Source organism: Pseudomonas sp. RL_5y_Pfl2_73 (genome assembly GCF_963970515.1).
In the GTDB taxonomy this organism is placed as follows: Bacteria; Pseudomonadota; Gammaproteobacteria; order Pseudomonadales; family Pseudomonadaceae; genus Aquipseudomonas.
In genome coordinates this window covers 218,108-233,560 of the sequence record NZ_CAXAPD010000001.1, presented here as the reverse complement: position 1 = coordinate 233,560, position 15,453 = coordinate 218,108, and the positions used below count along the sequence as shown (strand labels likewise).

The window sequence follows — 15,453 nt, the reverse complement described above, 5'->3', positions numbered from 1 at the left end:
GTTACAATGCGTCACCGTGTCGACAACTTAAGTCGCAAAAGTTTTAAGCCGAGGTGCTCCATGGATATCATCGAAACGATTAAAGACCAGATTGCCAACAACACCATCCTGCTTTACATGAAAGGCTCGCCGAACGCGCCACAGTGCGGTTTCTCGGCCAAGGCTGCTCAGGCTGTGATGGCGTGTGGCGAGAAGTTTGCCTACGTGGACATCCTGCAGAACCCGGAAATCCGCGCCAACCTGCCCAAGTACGCCAACTGGCCAACCTTCCCACAGCTGTGGGTGGGTGGTGAACTGATCGGCGGTAGCGACATCATGACCGAGATGGCCGCTGACGGCTCTCTGCAGGCCACGATCAAGGAAGCGGTAGAAAAAGTGGCGGCGAACAAGACCGAAGCCTGATCTACACATTCGTATTCACCACGTAGGTTGTGGCTGAATGCGGACACACAGGGATAGGCAATAAAAAGCCCCGCCTCTCGAAAGAGGGCGGGGCTTTTTAGTGGCTTGCTTTCGGGGAAGCTTACTCTTCACCCATCTGCGATTGCAGGTAATTCTCAAGACCGACTTTGTCGATCAGGCCCAATTGGGTTTCCAGCCAGTCGATGTGCTCTTCCTCGGATTCGAGGATGTCTTCCAGCAGTTCGCGGCTACCGAAGTCGCCAACGCTTTCGCAGTGGGCAATAGCGGCCTTCAGGTCAGCATGGCCGGTACGTTCGATACGCAGGTCGCACTCAAGCATCTCGCGGGTGTGTTCGCCGATGTGCAGCTTGCCCAGGTCCTGGACGTTTGGCAGGCCTTCGAGGAACAGGATGCGCTTGATCAGCTTGTCCGCGTGCTTCATCTCGTCGATGGATTCGTGATACTCATGCTTGCCCAGTTTGTTCAGGCCCCAATCCTCATACATGCGTGCATGCAGGAAGTATTGATTGATCGCGACCAGCTCATTGGCAAGGATCTTGTTGAGATGCTGGATGACTGTAATGTCGCCTTTCATGATGAGGCCTGCCCTGTAATAGCTGTGTATAGGGCTGAGTTTGAGCCGCGCATTTACGAGTGTCAAACCTAAGTTATTGAATAATAAATGAAAATTAATCGGAATAAGAATGTTTGTGTTCCGCGTCTGGACGCTAAGCATTTGATTTACAGGCATAAAAAAACCGGACGCTGGGTCCGGTTCTTTGAAAACTGTTTATTACGCGTTATTACGCGGCGCTAAATTCTACCGGGTAAGGGATCGAGGCCTGTGCCGTTTGCACTTTGGCGAGGGTTTCACGAACCACTTCCTTGGCCAGGCAGGCACATTTGCCGCATTGGCTGGCTACGCCGGTGGCATGGCGGACTTCGCGATAGCTGCAGCAACCTTCGTAGATCGCTTCGCGGATTTGCCCGTCGGTGACGCCAGTGCAGAGGCATACGTACATAAGTAAGAACCGTCGCTGGTTGTGACTCAATTGGGATGGATCTTAATGTTAACGAGAATGATTGTCAAAGTTGTTTCTCAAGGTCTTGCGCCAGAGCGTTGCCAGGCTGACGAACGGTTTATCCAGGACGGCTGATGCGGCATGCAACCGGATGGCGATTTTTTGATGCCACCGAAAAACCGTTGAAGACAGTCCAAATGCGCGGTGTATGATGGTCGGCCCTTGCAAGCGGGTTCGTGTCACAGGGCTGTCGCCTGAGGGTGACAGGCTGGCCCGGACCTTGTTCTCACGCTATTACATCAGGAGATATCCAATGAGCGTACTCGTAGGCAAACAAGCCCCAGACTTCACCGTTCCAGCCGTCCTCGGCAACGGCGAAATCGTTGATAGCTTCACCCTGTCCTCGGCCATCAAAGGCAAATACGGCCTGGTGTTCTTCTATCCACTGGACTTCACCTTCGTCTGCCCGTCCGAGCTGATCGCACTGGATCACCGCATGGATGATTTCAAGGCGCGCAACGTCGAAGTGGTCGCTGTTTCGATCGACTCGCACTTCACCCACAACGCCTGGCGCAACACCCCGATCAACAATGGCGGTATCGGTCAGGTGAAATACACCATGGCTGCCGACATGAAGCACGAAATCGCCAAGGCCTATGATGTTGAGTCCGAAGGCGGCGTAGCCTTCCGTGGCGCGTTTCTGATCGACGACAAAGGCGTTGTCCGTTCGCAGATCATCAACGACCTGCCACTGGGTCGTAACATGGAAGAACTGATCCGTCTGGTCGACGCGCTGCAATTCCACGAAGAGCACGGCGAAGTCTGCCCGGCCAACTGGAAAAAAGGCGACAAGGGCATGACCGCTTCGCCTGAAGGCGTTGCTGCTTACCTGGGCGAGCACAGCGGCAAGCTGTAAGCGCACCCTGGCATAAAAAAACCGGCCCACGATGGCCGGTTTTTTTATGGGTGTGTAGGAGCTGCCGAGTGCAACGAGGCTGCGATTTTTCCTAAGCCAGTGAGTCCTGGGTGCAAGCCTAGATCAAAAGATCGCAGCCTGCGGCACTTCCTACAGGGCAGTCCCGCCTCGCCACAGCTGCGCTCTCTTAGTCGTCGAAATCCTGCCAGCCACCCATCTCTTTCCACCGGTTGACGATGCCGCAGAACAGCTCGGCGGTCTTCTCGGTGTCGTAACGGGCCGAGTGGGCTTCACGGCCATCGAAATCGATGTCGGCTGCCTGGCAGGCCTTGGCCAGGACGGTCTGGCCGTACGCCAGACCAGCCAGGGTCGCGGTGTCGAAGCTGGAGAACGGGTGGAACGGGTTGCGCTTCATGTCCAGGCGCGCGACGGCGGCGTTGAGGAAGCCCAGGTCGAAGCTGCTGTTGTGGCCGACCAGGATCGCTCGCTTGCACCCATTGGCCTTGAGCGCCTTGCGCACGCCACGGAAGATGTCGGTCAGGGCCGTTTCTTCGCTAACCGCCATGCGCAACGGGTGATCGAGCTTGATCCCGGTGAACTCCAGGGCTGCCGCTTCGACGTTGGCGCCTTCGAACGGTTCGACACGGAAGAAATAGGTGTGGTCGGGGAACACAAAGCCTTTTTCGTCCATACCAATGGTGGTCGCGGCGATTTCCAGCAAGGCGTCGGTGGCGGAGTTGAAACCGCCGGTTTCTACGTCGACGACCACCGGCAGGTAGCCACGGAACCGAGCAGCCATGGGGTGACGGGCGCCGCCCGAACCACCGTTGCCGTCCAGTTCGTCGTCGAAATGATCTTCACTCACGCGTTTTCCTCCAGCAGGCGCCAGCGCAGTTTTTCACCGGCGCGCAGCGGGATAACAGCCAGATCGCCGAGAGGCAGGCTGGCGGGGGCGGTCCACTCATCGCGGACCAGGGTAATACGATCGGTGTTCACCGGCAGGCCGTAGAAACGGGGGCCGTGCAGGCTGGCAAAACCTTCGAGTTTGTCCAGCGCGTTGCGCTGTTCGAACGCCTCGGCGTACATCTCGATGGCGGCATAGGCGGTGTAGCAACCGGCGCAACCGCAGGCCGCTTCCTTGGCGTGCTGGGCGTGGGGTGCCGAGTCGGTGCCGAGGAAAAACTTGGCGCTGCCGCTGGTGGCGGCGTCCAGCAGGGCTTCCTGGTGAGTGTTGCGCTTGAGGATCGGCAGGCAATAGAAGTGCGGCCGGATCCCGCCCACCAGCATGTGGTTGCGGTTGTATAACAGGTGATGGGCTGTAATGGTCGCGCCGACGTTGGCCGGGGCCTCGTTGACGAACTGCACGGCGTCGCCGGTGGTGATGTGTTCGAACACCACCTTGAGGGTCGGGAAGCGCTCCACGACGCGGCGCATGTGCTCGTCGATGAAGATTTTCTCGCGGTCGAACACGTCGACGTCGCCCCGGGTGACTTCACCGTGGATCAACAACGGCATGCCGACTTCGGCCATGGCCTCCAGCGCCGGGAAGATCTTGTCGATGCTGGTGACGCCGGAATCGGAGTTGGTGGTCGCGCCGGCCGGGTACAGCTTGGCGGCGTGGATGAAGCCGCTGGCCTTGGCCTCGCGGATCTCTTCGGGCTGGGTGCGGTCGGTGAGGTACAGCACCATCAGCGGTTCGAAGCGGCTGCCAGCCGGGCGTGCGGCGAGGATGCGCTGGCGATAGCCGTCGGCCTCAGCGGCATTGCGCACTGGCGGAACCAGGTTAGGCATGATGATTGCGCGCCCGAAGGTGCGCGCGACATCGGCGACGGTATGGGTCAACACAGCACCATCGCGAAGATGAATATGCCAGTCGTCGGGACGCAGCAGGGTCAGGCGGTCGGACATTGGGGGTCTTCCAGGCGGGTCAAACTGTGGGAATGCTACCGGAAAAGACCGATTCAGGCACCCGCTATCAAGTTCTGGCGCAACTTACCGATAGCTCCTACAGGTGTGCCACGAATCCGTGCAGTGCGCCGGACAGGCGTCATGCCCACAGCATGCGTCGATCTTTGTATAAAAGTCAGTGGAGCCTCCCGTGCGCCAGCGTTATCTAGCCTTGCTCAGTGTGTTTGCCAGCCTTCCCGCCATGGCGCTCACTTTCCAGACCCGTCTGGAGAGCATTGAGTGGACGGTCGAAGGCGACAAGTTCGAGTGCCGGTTGAGCCAGCCGGTCACTGATTTTGGCAGTGGCGAATTCGTACGCCGGGCGGGCGAACAGGCTACGTTTCGCCTCAAGACCTACAACCCGATGCTTGGCGGCGGTTCGGCAACCTTGCTGGCGGCCGCCGCACCGTGGCAACCGGGGCGGGGTGATGTCAACCTGGGTTCGGTCAGGATCGGTAGCGGTGACGTACTGTTCAACAGCTCCCAGGTCCAGGCCGGTCGCTTGATCAGTGGACTGATGGAAGGTCGCAGCCCTGTGGTGCGCCGCAACACCGAGGACGGGCGGGTTTCGGAAGTACGCCTGCTGCCGGTGCATTTCAGCAAGGCGTTCAATGACTACCAAGGCTGCGTGGCGAAACTGTTGCCGAAAAATTTCGAGCAGGTGAAGCTGACACATATCGGTTTCCCCGGCGAATCGGTCGAGCTCGATGCCCAGGCCAAGGCTCAGTTGCAGGTGATGCTCGACTTCATCAAGGCCGATCCGAGCGTCAATCATGTTGAGCTTGACGGCCACTCCGACAACAGCGGCAATCGCCTGACCAACCGTGAGCTGTCACGCCGACGGGCCCTGGCGGTCCAGGACTTCTTCAAGGCCAATGGCTTCCAGGAGTCGCAGATTACCCTGCGCTTCCACGGCGAGCGTTATCCCATGGTGCGGAACAGCAATGCCGCCAACCGTGCCAAGAATCGTCGTGTGGTCGTGCGCCTGGAGCGCGTGGCGCCGACCGAAGCGCCAGCACCGCAGGCACCTGCCGTGCAGCCCGCACCCACTGCGGCGCCTACCAAGGCTCCGGCGTCCACCGCGACGCCGGCCAAGTCACCCGCCGTCACGCCCGCTGGGACGACAGCGCGGACGTCCTGAGTCGATTTTTATCGTCGCACGCTCGACATAATCTGTCGCTTCGTCGTCATAAGCTGTCGCGCCTCTGTAAATTATTTGCGTTGGACGTTAGACTTCCCGGCTTTCCGTACAACCCGTGGAGTGATGGCATGGCGGACGTAAACAAGGTCGTTCTGGCGTATTCCGGCGGCCTGGACACTTCGGTGATCCTCAAGTGGCTGCAGGACACTTATAACTGCGAAGTGGTGACCTTCACCGCTGACCTGGGGCAGGGCGAAGAAGTCGAGCCTGCACGCGCCAAGGCCCAGGCCATGGGCGTCAAAGAGATCTACATCGATGACCTGCGCGAAGAATTCGTCCGCGACTTCGTGTTCCCGATGTTCCGCGCCAACACCGTTTACGAAGGCGAGTACCTGCTGGGTACGTCCATCGCCCGTCCGTTAATCGCCAAGCGCCTGATCGAAATCGCCAACGAAACCGGCGCCGATGCCATTTCCCATGGCGCCACCGGCAAAGGCAACGACCAGGTGCGTTTCGAACTGGGTGCCTATGCCCTCAAGCCGGGCGTGAAAGTCATTGCCCCGTGGCGTGAATGGGACTTGCTGTCCCGTGAAAAACTGATGGACTACGCCGAGAAGCACGCGATTCCGATCGAGCGCCACGGCAAGAAAAAATCCCCGTACTCGATGGATGCCAACCTGCTGCACATCTCCTATGAAGGCGGCGTGCTGGAAGACACCTGGACCGAGCACGAAGAAGACATGTGGCGCTGGACCGTCTCCCCGGAGAAGGCTCCTGATACCCCGCAATACCTGGAGTTGACCTATCGCAATGGCGATATCGTCGCACTCGACGGCGTGGACATGAGCCCGGCCACCGTGCTGGCGACTCTGAACCGCATCGGTGGCGAACACGGCATCGGTCGCCTGGACATCGTCGAGAACCGCTATGTGGGCATGAAGTCCCGCGGCTGCTACGAAACCCCGGGCGGCACCATCATGCTGCGCGCCCACCGGGCGATCGAGTCGATCACCCTGGACCGCGAAGTGGCTCACCTCAAAGACGAGTTGATGCCCAAGTACGCCAGCCTGATCTACACCGGCTACTGGTGGAGCCCAGAGCGTCTGATGCTGCAACAGATGATCGACGCCTCCCAGACCAACGTGAACGGTGTCGTGCGCCTGAAGCTGTACAAGGGCAACGTGATTGTGACCGGACGCAAGTCCGACGACTCGCTGTTCGATGCCAACATCGCGACCTTCGAAGAAGACGGCGGTGCCTACAACCAGGCTGACGCGGCCGGCTTCATCAAGCTCAATGCGCTGCGCATGCGCATCGCGGCGAACAAGGGTCGCAAGCTGTTCTGACCCTGATGACGTGAAAACGGCCTGCCATGAGCAGGCCGTTTTTTTTTGCGCTTTTTTTGTGTGTGGCCTTTGCTGCGGCGCTGCCCCCGATCGCTCATTCATCCTGTCCGCGCGTTGCCTGGTCTGCGTTGCTGTAGATGATGTACACGACGATGCTGGCTTGTTTCAAATGTCTTGATCGACAGGTCTCGATCGGGCGTTTCGATTGGCTGCATACGATACAGAGGGTGTCTGGTTCGCGCCTGCGTCGATGAAAGCGTATCACCAGCAGTGCGTTGGCCTCGTCCGTCCGACCTAGCTGTCGTTTGCGTCGACAGGGCGAATCATTCATGGACTTTATGAAGTGTTTGCTCTTGCTAAAATCCGACGGTGAATACAAGGAACGATAATTGAAGTTGAGCGTTATGAAAAAAAGCAGCAGTAGATAAAAAGGAAAGCTGATCAGGAACCAGAGATAATATTCACGATCCTGATCATCCAGAAAGGGCAGGGAAATCGCTGCGGAAGTTTCGGATAAAGTTGCGAATATGGCGATGAGGGTCATGGGGTTGGTTATGGTCTTCAAAGGTTTGTTCATGGTTAATGCTCATGGAGTGTTTGTGCTCGGTGAGTGGGTTGGAAAGTAGTTGTCCATGCCAAATAAAATATTGGCGCGGTCCAGTGGCTGCCCATGTTGGATGTCAGGTGCCTGAGTGTGTTTTATATATGATTCCCCCGCCCTAAGTGAGTGGAAGGCAGTTTTAAGAGTAAATAATTCAGTTACTTTCTATGAGTGAGGAGATTTTCAAAGGGTTGGCCATAGGTGGGTGTGGCGGTGAAAGAACGCATTGTTCACAGGGTTGTCGGATTGTTAAGAAAGGTCATTCCTTCTCTGTAAAAAATCCATGACACATTTTTTCTGCGGCGATTTGTAGGAATTTTCTGTATAGCTTGTAGGTTCTGTCTCTCGGTGCAAGTGTTCAGGGGGGGGCGGCATGCCAAGGTAGAAATGACTAGGCTATTGTGCGTGCTCTAAAAATTCGAACAGCGAAGTTGGATTTGCCCATGAATAAAGTGCTGATCGTGGATGATCATCCCGTCATTCGTCTTGCTGTACGTTTGCTGATGGAGCGTCATGGTTATGAAGTCGTTGCCGAAACCGATAATGGCGTCGATGCGTTACAGTTTGCTCGCGAACTTATGCCCGATATTGTCATTCTTGATATCGGTATTCCGAAGTTGGACGGATTGGAAGTCATTGCTCGCCTGACGGCCATTCCATCACCCATGAAAGTGTTGGTGCTGACTTCCCAGGCGCCGGGACATTTTTCGATGCGTTGCATGCAGACGGGGGCGGCGGGGTATGTATGCAAGCAACAGGATCTTACCGAGTTACTGAGTGCAATAAAGGCGGTACTGTCCGGTTACAGTTACTTTCCCAACCAGGCATTGCATACGGTGCGGTCGAGTCTGGGTAATGCCAGTGAGTCGGATATGGTCGATCGACTATCAGGGCGGGAAATGATGGTCTTGCAGCAACTGGCGCGCGGAAAGACCAACAAGGAGATCGCCGATGGAATGTTCTTGAGCAACAAGACCGTCAGTACCTACAAGACGCGCCTGTTATTGAAACTCAATGCCCGTTCGCTGGTCGACCTGATCGAACTGGCGCAGCGCAATGGGTTGGTGTGAGGTTTCGGGTCACGCGTACTCAGTAAAAAGCCTCCATCAGGGAGGCTTTTACGTGTCAGAGGTCAAAGTCATAATCGGCCAGTTGCTTCTGCAGGCGACGCTCTTCCAGCAGGTTATCAATGGTGCGGCGCTTGCTCAGGTTGGTTTTCGCCACTTCCGCGACCACAGGTTCGACGTCGTCGGCCTCAGCGGCGATGAATTCGTCTTCTACATCCAGTTGTTCTTTGCCAGCACTCATGGGTTCGACTCCAGGCTAAGACTGCCATTGGCGCTCCTTATATCGATAAACCACGGGCGGGTAAAAAAGATTTTTTCAATCGAAGGATCGATAAAAGCAATGGCGCCTCAATCGTCGGAGGTCTTGTGCTTGTATTCGCATAAATCTTCGATTCGGCAGCTGCCGCAGCGAGGCTTGCGCGCCAGGCAAACGTAGCGCCCGTGAAGGATGAGCCAGTGATGGGAGTCCAGCAGGAAATCCTTGGGAACAAATTTCATCAGTTTATTCTCGACCTCCACCACGTTTTTACCGGGGGCCAGCCCGGTGCGGTTGCTGACGCGGAAAATGTGGGTGTCGACCGCCATGGTCAACTGCCGAAACGCGGTATTGAGCACGACGTTGGCGGTTTTGCGGCCGACCCCCGGAAGGGCTTCCAGCGCCTCACGAGTCTGAGGGACCTCACTGCCGTGGCGCTCGATCAGCAGGCGGCAGGTTTCGATCACGTTTTTGGCCTTACTGTTGAACAGCCCGATGGTCTTGATGTAGTCGGACAGTCCTTCGACGCCCAAGGCGTAGATCGCCTCCGGCGTATTGGCCACCGGATAAAGTTTGGCCGTGGCTTTATTGACGCCGACGTCGGTGGACTGGGCTGACAGGATGACTGCGATCAGCAACTCGAACGGCGAGGAATAGGCCAGTTCGGTTTTCGGTTCCGGGTTGTCTTCGTGAAGGCGACGAAATATTTCCAGGCGTTTTGCGGCGTTCATGGGCGCGGCGTTTCCTCAACGGATGAATGGGGTTTGGCGACCGTCCAGGCCTGCCGGGCCGCCAACAGCAGCCCGAGCAGAATGAACCCGCCTGGGGCGAGCAGGGCCAGGGGCAGGCCGCTGCCAATCAGCCCACGCATGGCACCCAGACTGATCATCAAAAGGCCAAACTGCCCGGCCAGTCTGAGGCGTCCGGGCCAGCGAGACTCAACGAAGAAACCCTCATGCTCCAGTGCTACGCAGCTCAGGGCGGTCCAGCCAACGTAAAGGCTCAACGGTCGATACAACTCCAGCGCCCAAGCCTGGGCGACAAGGCCAATGCAGGTGGTCAGGGTCGCGGCCAATACGATGGAGGCGAGCAGCCGTTGACCGACTGTCAGGCGTTGCCGGACAAGCCCCATTGCCAAGCCATGGCTGAAAAGAACCAAAGCCCAGGCCAGCCATAACCCCAGCGCGCCAACCAGCGAATCGCTCGCGCCGACCAATGGGACGAGCAGCAGGCCGTGTGTCAGCCCCCATGGCTTATTCATTCGCAGCCACCCCCATCAACTGAGCCTTGTGCTCGTCGAAGTAACGCAGCGCATCGTGAACAGCCTGGAGGACCGCCCGGGACGTCACTGTCGCGCCTACCAGTTGATCGAACTGCCCCTGGTCCTTTTTCAAGGCCCAGCCGCTGTCATCAGGCGCCTGGCGTGATTTACCCGTGAAGGTTTGCAACCAGGCGTTCGGCCAGCCGGCAATCGCCGCGCCCAATCCGGGTGTCTCGGATTGGCGCAGGGTCTTGACGCCCAGCAACCGGCCCTGTGGATCGATGGCGACCAGCAATTCGATGCTGCCTTCATAGCCCAGCGCTTGGCTACGCAGCAGCACGGCGCTGGGTTGGCCGCTGCGAGTCGCCAGGTAGCCACCCAGCAGCGTGCTATGGGCCAGGGGCACCGAGGCTGTGACAACGGGGTGCGTCAATGGCTGGTTATCATAGTGGTCGGTGGGCAGCACCTCGAGCAAGGCCCTGTTCGCCAGCGTTTGCTGCTGGGCCTCGATGCGCCCGGCCGTGCCGAGGTGGGTGAGGTAAGTGGCACCGATACCCAGGCCGATCAACAAGGTCAGGATTGCGACGCCGAGGGGATTGTTCATGTCAGTGGCCGCCGTTGTCGCGCTTCGGCAAACCGGTCCAGCGCCGGCACGCCGAGGTTCATCAACAACACCGCGAATGCCACGCCGTCCGGGTAGCCACCCCAGGTGCGTATCAGATAGACCAGCAATCCCATGCCCGCGCCAAACAGCAGGCGAGCGAGAGGCACCTTGGCACCCGAGACCGGTTCGGTCGCGATAAAAAACGCGCCGAGCATGGTTGCGCCGCTGAACAGATGAAACAGCGGCGAGCCATGGGAGTCCGAACCCGAACCGTTCCAACACAGCAGGCTGGCGATGGACAGGCTCACCAGCATGCCCACGGGTGCATGCCAACTGAACACCCGTTGTTGCAGCAGAAACAGACCGCCCGCCAGGAAGGCCAGGTTGACCCATTCGACACCCCGGCCACCGAAACGCCCGAACGCCGGATTGTCGGCGAACAGTTCATCGACGGTCAGGTTCGTGTTGATTCGCAGGCTGTCCAGTGCGGTCGCCCCGGCCCAGGCGTCGGGCTCCGGATGAACGCCGAATACCTGCTGCAGGCCTTCAGACAGGCCCATGCCATGGAGGGCCGGCCAGTGGCTCATCTGGGACGGAAACGCCACCAGTACCAGGGCATACCCGAGCATCGCCGGGTTGAACGGGTTGCTGCCGACGCCGCCCCACAGGTGCTTGCCCAACAGCAAGGCGCAGGCGGCCGCCGTGACGGTCAGCCACCAGGGGCAATAGGCCGGCAGGGCCAGAGCCAGCAGCGTGGCGCTGACCAGGGCGCTGCCATCGTTCAGGTCGGGCTTGAATGGTCGGCGTCGCAGACGCAGCACCAACGCTTCGACTGCTAGCGCCGTAACGCCGGACAACAGCAGGTTGAGCGCCACGCCCCAGCCATGGAACCACAGCAACGCCAACACGCCGGGCAGCGTCGCCAGCAACACTCGCATCATTGCTTGGCGCAACCGGTCGTCCATGGGCTCAAGAGGCGGCATGGGCGTCCACCTGGCGTTCGGCATCCGTCACCGCTTGTTCCAATGCCTGCAGTTGTTCATCCGATGCCGTAGCTGCCCGGGCTTTGCTGAGTTCAGCGCGACGCATCGCCAGTTGGATCTTGGCCCGCTTCAGCTCGGCGCTTTGCGTCGGTGCAGGGGCTGGCGCGGTCGCGGGTATGGCATTTTCCAGTTGGCTCAGGGCCTGCTCGGCCGCTTCGAACTGGCGTTGCAGCACGATCAGTTGCGATTGCTGCTCGAAGGTTGGCGGGTGGCCGAACGCTTTCAAGGATTTGTTCAACTGCGCCCGGCTCATGGCCAGGTCGACCTTGGCTTTTTTCAAGGCGGCATCGGCCGTGGCGTTTTTTTGCGCACGCACGCGCTCCAGTGCCGCTTGTACGGGGTCGAGTGCCGGGTCCTGGGTTTGAGCCTGGGCCTGCGCTGCTCGTTGGGTTCGAGCCAGGCGTTCAGCCTGGCGCTGCTCTTCTTCGCGGCGCAGGCGGACATTGCGTTGTTTGAAGCGGCGCCGGGCATGATTGCGCTTGGCGGTTCGCGCCTGCTGTTCTTCGGCGCTGAAGGCCAGGTCGCCGACGATCGGCAGCACGTTTGCCGTCGGCAGCGGGTGCATTTCAATGCAATCGACCGGGCAGGGCGCCACGCACAGATCGCAGCCTGTGCATTCGTCGATGAGGACGGTGTGCATCAGCTTGGCGGCGCCGATAATCGCATCCACCGGACAGGCCTGGATGCATTTGGTGCAGCCGATGCATTCGGCTTCACGGATAAAAGCGATTTGCGCTGGGGCCACGCCGCGGCTGGTGTCCAGCTCCAGCACCGGTATTTTCATCAGCTCGGCCAGGGCGGCGATGGTTTCGCGGCCCCCGGGCGGACATTTATTGATCGGCTCGCCCTGGGCGATGCCTTCGGCGTAGGGCTTACACCCGGGATGGCCGCACTTGCCACATTGGGTCTGCGGCAGCAGGGCGTCGATACGTTGAATCAGGCTCATGTTTTGACCAGCCCGCGCAATCCGAGAAAGGCCACCGCCATCAGTCCGGCGCTGATCAACTGAATCGGCAGGCCCCGAAAGGGCAAGGGAATATCATTATTAAAGGTGCGCTGGCGCAGATCGTCGAACAGGCTCAGCACCAGCCAGAACCCCAGCCCGGCACCCAGACTCAGGGCAATGGCATGGCTCAGGCCTCGCTCATCCTGGCCGTTGAGCAGCGTGACGCTCAGTATGCCGGCATTACCCAGCAACAGCGGCCACAACCCCTCGAACGACATTGCCGGCCGCCAGCGTGCCAGCAGGCGCAGCAAGGGGCCAATTAGCAAAACACTCAAGGACAGCCAGGCCAACAGGCGCAGCGAGACCAGGTTTGTCGGCGCCAACAGCCCATGATCGATCAGATAGCCCAGGGTGCCAACGATCAGCATCAGGCATGCCGTCGCCAGCCCCAAGGCGTGTACCTGCGTCCTGCCATTGGCCGCCAGCAGCGGATTGACGCCCAGCGGCCAGTGCAACACCAGGTTGTTGATCAGGGCAGCGCTGAACAGCGTGAGGACGATTTCGGTCATGGGCGTGTTGGCGACAAAGGGCCTGTTACAAGATTAGGCATTATCTGGCACGCCGGGGGCGTGGGCCAGATATGAAAATCCCACAGTCACCTGCAAGGCAACTGTGGGATCGGTGCCGCAAGCGCTCGTGTTACTTGATCCGCTGGCCCGGCTTGGCACCGCTGTCAGGGCTCAAGAGGTAGATTTCCTCGCCGCCAGGGCCTGCCGCCATCACCATGCCTTCGGAGATACCAAAGCGCATTTTTCGCGGCTTGAGGTTGGCGATCATCATCGTCAACCGACCTTCGAGCTTGGCCGGGTCCGGGTAGGCACTCTTGATGCCGGAGAACACGTTGCGTTGTTCGTCGCCAATGTCCAGGGTCAGGCGCAGCAGCTTGTCGGCGCCTTCGACGGCCTCGGCCTTGACGATCAGCGCCACACGCAGGTCAACGGCGGCAAAGGCGTCGAATTCGATTTCCGGCGACAGCGGGTCCTTGGCCAGTTCGCCGTTCCCGGCAGGCGCGCCGGTGTCGGTCTGGCTGGCGGCCAGGTCTTCCTTGGAGGCGTCGGTCATGGCTTGCACCTTGGTGGCGTCGATACGGGTCATCAACGGCTTGAACGCGTTCAACTGATGGTTGCTCAGCAGCGTCTGATGATCATTCCAGGTCAGCGGCGCGACGTTGAGGAACGCCTCGGCATCGGCGGCCAGCAGCGGCAGCACCGGCTTGAGGAAAATCACCAGTTGGCGGAACAGGTTGATGCCCAGGGCGCAGATCGCCTGGACTTCGTCCTGTTTGCCTTCCTGCTTGGCCAGGGACCAGGGCGCCTTGTCGGCGATCCAGGCATTGGCGCGGTCGGCCAGGGCCATGATTTCGCGCATGGCACGGGCAAAGTCGCGGGACTCGTAGGCCTCGGCGATGCTTGGCGCCGCCGCCAGGAAGGCGTCGGTCAGTTCCGGCGCGGCGTTGCCAGCGACCAGGACTCCGGCGTTGCCCTTGTGGATGAAGCCGGCGCAACGGCTGGCAATGTTGACGACCTTGCCCACCAGGTCGGAGTTGACCTTCTGTACGAAGTCTTCGAGGTTCAGGTCCAGGTCGTCGACGCCGCGGCCGAGCTTGGCCGCGTAGTAGTAGCGTAGGTATTCCGGGGACAGGTGGTCCAGGTAGGTCCGGGCCTTGATGAAGGTGCCGCGGGACTTGGACATTTTCTGGCCGTTGACGGTCAGGTAGCCGTGGACATTGATGCCGGTCGGTTTACGGAAGCCGGCACCTTCGAGCATGGCGGGCCAGAACAGCGCGTGGAAGTTGACGATGTCCTTGCCGATGAAGTGATACAGCTCGGCGCTGGAGTCCTTGCTCCAGAACGCGTCGAAGTCCAGCTCCGGCGTGCGGTCGCACAGGTTCTTGAAACTCGCCATGTAGCCGATCGGGGCGTCCAGCCACACATAGAAATACTTGCCGGGTTCGTCGGGGATCTCGAAGCCGAAGTACGGCGCATCGCGGGAAATGTCCCACTGTTGCAGGCCGGCATCGAGCCATTCGGCGATCTTGTTGGCGACGGCGTCCTGCAGGGTGCCGCTGCGGGTCCAGGCTTGCAGCATCTGCTGGAAGTCCGGCAGCTTGAAGAAGAAGTGCTGGGAGTCCTTGAGCACCGGTGTCGCCCCGGAAATCGCCGATTTCGGGTCCTTCAGGTCGGTCGGTGCGTAGGTGGCGCCGCATTTTTCGCAGTTATCGCCGTACTGGTCTTCAGTGCCGCATTTCGGGCAGGTGCCCTTGATGAAGCGGTCGGCCAGGAACATTTTCTTTTCCGGGTCGAAATACTGGGTGATCGAACGGGTGGCGATGTGTCCGGCGTCACGCAGTTTCAGGTAGATCTGGCTCGACAGCTCACGGTTTTCTTCGGCGTGAGTGGAGTGGAAGTTGTCGAAGTCCACCAGGAACTCGGCAAAGTCGGCGCTGTGTTCAGCCTGGACGTTGGCGATCAGTTGTTCCGGGGTGATGCCTTCCTTTTCTGCGCGCAGCATGATGGCCGAACCGTGGGCGTCGTCGGCGCAGACATAAATGCATTGATTGCCGCGATGCTTCTGGAAGCGCACCCACATATCGGTCTGGATGTACTCCAGCATATGGCCGAGGTGAATCGAACCATTGGCATAGGGCAGGGCGCTGGTGACGAGGATCTTGCGTGGCTCGGACATGGGGCTCGGCTACTTGATGAAACGGAGGTCGGCCACTATAAAGCGCTGGGAAATATATTTCACCCTGCCGGCCTGTTTCCCACCGAATCCGTGGCGAGGGAGCTTGCTCCCGCTGGGCCCTGTAGGAGCTGGCGAAGCCTGCGATCTTTTGATCTT

The 15,453-nt window shown here is 59.4% G+C and carries 17 protein-coding genes and 1 pseudogene; 5 read left to right on the top strand and 13 right to left on the bottom strand.

Annotation, left to right across the window (positions count from 1 at the left end; translation table 11 throughout):
- Positions 1–60: 60 nt before the first annotated feature.
- Positions 61–402, top strand: a complete 342-nt coding sequence (grxD, locus tag AACY42_RS01090; protein WP_339475446.1) for a Grx4 family monothiol glutaredoxin — start codon at positions 61–63, stop codon at positions 400–402.
- Positions 403–523: 121 nt separating this feature from the next.
- Here grxD and bfr read toward each other — a convergent pair whose 3' ends face one another.
- Positions 524–997: a bacterioferritin gene (gene bfr, locus AACY42_RS01085; protein ID WP_003178701.1), complete on the bottom strand. Its 474-nt coding sequence runs from the start codon at positions 995–997 to the stop codon at positions 524–526.
- Positions 998–1,205: 208 nt separating this feature from the next.
- Positions 1,206–1,424: a bacterioferritin-associated ferredoxin gene (locus tag AACY42_RS01080; RefSeq protein WP_339475443.1), complete on the bottom strand. Its 219-nt coding sequence runs from the start codon at positions 1,422–1,424 to the stop codon at positions 1,206–1,208.
- A gap of 313 nt (positions 1,425–1,737) precedes the next feature.
- On the opposite strand from AACY42_RS01080, the gene AACY42_RS01075 reads away from it, so the two are divergent.
- A complete protein-coding gene (locus tag AACY42_RS01075) occupies positions 1,738–2,340 on the top strand; it encodes a peroxiredoxin (RefSeq protein WP_339475442.1) in 603 nt (200 codons plus the stop codon).
- A 187-nt stretch (positions 2,341–2,527) separates the two neighbouring features.
- Here the strand turns inward: AACY42_RS01075 and rnt are convergent, their stop codons facing one another.
- Complete coding sequence (gene rnt, locus AACY42_RS01070) at positions 2,528–3,205, bottom strand: ribonuclease T (RefSeq protein WP_003204947.1); 678 nt, start codon at positions 3,203–3,205, stop codon at positions 2,528–2,530.
- Positions 3,202–4,248 (bottom strand): dihydroorotase, encoded by a 1,047-nt coding sequence (gene pyrC, locus AACY42_RS01065; RefSeq protein ID WP_339475439.1) that lies wholly within the window; start codon positions 4,246–4,248, stop codon positions 3,202–3,204. The genes rnt and pyrC overlap by 4 nt, the downstream gene beginning before the upstream one ends.
- 190 nt (positions 4,249–4,438) lie before the next feature.
- Between pyrC and AACY42_RS01060 the strand changes: the two genes are divergently transcribed.
- Positions 4,439–5,428, top strand: coding sequence for a flagellar protein MotY (locus AACY42_RS01060; protein ID WP_339475436.1), 990 nt, complete (start codon positions 4,439–4,441; stop codon positions 5,426–5,428).
- Positions 5,429–5,556: 128 nt separating this feature from the next.
- Positions 5,557–6,774 carry an argininosuccinate synthase gene (locus AACY42_RS01055; protein ID WP_339475434.1) on the top strand — a complete coding sequence of 406 codons (1,218 nt, stop codon included), beginning with the start codon at positions 5,557–5,559 and terminating at the stop codon, positions 6,772–6,774.
- Positions 6,775–7,093: 319 nt separating this feature from the next.
- Here the strand turns inward: AACY42_RS01055 and AACY42_RS01050 are convergent.
- Positions 7,094–7,351, bottom strand: a pseudogene (locus tag AACY42_RS01050) (hypothetical protein); the annotation flags it as partial.
- A gap of 467 nt (positions 7,352–7,818) precedes the next feature.
- Here AACY42_RS01050 and AACY42_RS01045 point away from each other — a divergent pair.
- On the top strand, positions 7,819–8,445 hold the full coding sequence (locus tag AACY42_RS01045; RefSeq protein ID WP_003204939.1) for a response regulator transcription factor: 627 nt from the start codon (positions 7,819–7,821) through the stop codon (positions 8,443–8,445).
- Positions 8,446–8,500: 55 nt separating this feature from the next.
- On the opposite strand, the gene AACY42_RS01040 is transcribed toward AACY42_RS01045, so the two are convergent.
- The 8 genes from AACY42_RS01040 to metG form a co-directional block, all read right to left on the bottom strand.
- Positions 8,501–8,683, bottom strand: coding sequence for a PA3496 family putative envelope integrity protein (locus tag AACY42_RS01040; RefSeq protein WP_339475430.1), 183 nt, complete (start codon positions 8,681–8,683; stop codon positions 8,501–8,503).
- Positions 8,684–8,790: 107 nt separating this feature from the next.
- Positions 8,791–9,429 carry an endonuclease III gene (gene nth / locus AACY42_RS01035; protein WP_339475428.1) on the bottom strand — a complete coding sequence of 213 codons (639 nt, stop codon included), beginning with the start codon at positions 9,427–9,429 and terminating at the stop codon, positions 8,791–8,793.
- Positions 9,426–9,959, bottom strand: coding sequence for an Rnf-Nqr domain containing protein (locus tag AACY42_RS01030; RefSeq protein ID WP_339475426.1), 534 nt, complete (start codon positions 9,957–9,959; stop codon positions 9,426–9,428). The genes nth and AACY42_RS01030 overlap by 4 nt, the downstream gene beginning before the upstream one ends.
- Complete coding sequence (locus AACY42_RS01025; RefSeq protein ID WP_339475424.1) at positions 9,952–10,563, bottom strand: RnfABCDGE type electron transport complex subunit G; 612 nt, start codon at positions 10,561–10,563, stop codon at positions 9,952–9,954. Before AACY42_RS01025 ends, AACY42_RS01030 begins: the two co-directional genes overlap by 8 nt.
- Positions 10,560–11,546, bottom strand: coding sequence for an RnfABCDGE type electron transport complex subunit D (locus AACY42_RS01020; RefSeq protein ID WP_339475421.1), 987 nt, complete (start codon positions 11,544–11,546; stop codon positions 10,560–10,562). Before AACY42_RS01020 ends, AACY42_RS01025 begins: the two co-directional genes overlap by 4 nt.
- Entirely contained in the window at positions 11,533–12,552 is a 1,020-nt protein-coding gene (rsxB, locus tag AACY42_RS01015) for an electron transport complex subunit RsxB (protein ID WP_339475418.1), read from the bottom strand. The genes AACY42_RS01020 and rsxB overlap by 14 nt, the downstream gene beginning before the upstream one ends.
- Positions 12,549–13,121 (bottom strand): Rnf-Nqr domain containing protein, encoded by a 573-nt coding sequence (locus AACY42_RS01010; RefSeq protein ID WP_339475415.1) that lies wholly within the window; start codon positions 13,119–13,121, stop codon positions 12,549–12,551. The genes rsxB and AACY42_RS01010 overlap by 4 nt, the downstream gene beginning before the upstream one ends.
- Before the next feature lie 130 nt (positions 13,122–13,251).
- Entirely contained in the window at positions 13,252–15,297 is a 2,046-nt protein-coding gene (metG, locus tag AACY42_RS01005) for a methionine--tRNA ligase (RefSeq protein ID WP_339475412.1), read from the bottom strand.
- Positions 15,298–15,453 lie beyond the last annotated feature (156 nt).

Coding starts and splice junctions, on each gene's coding strand:
- grxD (WP_339475446.1), top strand. CDS start 61: ATGGATATCATCGAAACGATTAAAGACCAGATTGCCAACAACACCATC.
- bfr (WP_003178701.1), bottom strand. CDS start 997: ATGAAAGGCGACATTACAGTCATCCAGCATCTCAACAAGATCCTTGCC.
- AACY42_RS01080 (WP_339475443.1), bottom strand. CDS start 1,424: ATGTACGTATGCCTCTGCACTGGCGTCACCGACGGGCAAATCCGCGAA.
- AACY42_RS01075 (WP_339475442.1), top strand. CDS start 1,738: ATGAGCGTACTCGTAGGCAAACAAGCCCCAGACTTCACCGTTCCAGCC.
- pyrC (WP_339475439.1), bottom strand. CDS start 4,248: ATGTCCGACCGCCTGACCCTGCTGCGTCCCGACGACTGGCATATTCAT.
- AACY42_RS01055 (WP_339475434.1), top strand. CDS start 5,557: ATGGCGGACGTAAACAAGGTCGTTCTGGCGTATTCCGGCGGCCTGGAC.
- AACY42_RS01045 (WP_003204939.1), top strand. CDS start 7,819: ATGAATAAAGTGCTGATCGTGGATGATCATCCCGTCATTCGTCTTGCT.
- AACY42_RS01040 (WP_339475430.1), bottom strand. CDS start 8,683: ATGAGTGCTGGCAAAGAACAACTGGATGTAGAAGACGAATTCATCGCC.
- nth (WP_339475428.1), bottom strand. CDS start 9,429: ATGAACGCCGCAAAACGCCTGGAAATATTTCGTCGCCTTCACGAAGAC.
- AACY42_RS01030 (WP_339475426.1), bottom strand. CDS start 9,959: ATGAATAAGCCATGGGGGCTGACACACGGCCTGCTGCTCGTCCCATTG.
- AACY42_RS01025 (WP_339475424.1), bottom strand. CDS start 10,563: ATGAACAATCCCCTCGGCGTCGCAATCCTGACCTTGTTGATCGGCCTG.
- AACY42_RS01020 (WP_339475421.1), bottom strand. CDS start 11,546: ATGCCGCCTCTTGAGCCCATGGACGACCGGTTGCGCCAAGCAATGATG.
- rsxB (WP_339475418.1), bottom strand. CDS start 12,552: ATGAGCCTGATTCAACGTATCGACGCCCTGCTGCCGCAGACCCAATGT.
- AACY42_RS01010 (WP_339475415.1), bottom strand. CDS start 13,121: ATGACCGAAATCGTCCTCACGCTGTTCAGCGCTGCCCTGATCAACAAC.
- metG (WP_339475412.1), bottom strand. CDS start 15,297: ATGTCCGAGCCACGCAAGATCCTCGTCACCAGCGCCCTGCCCTATGCC.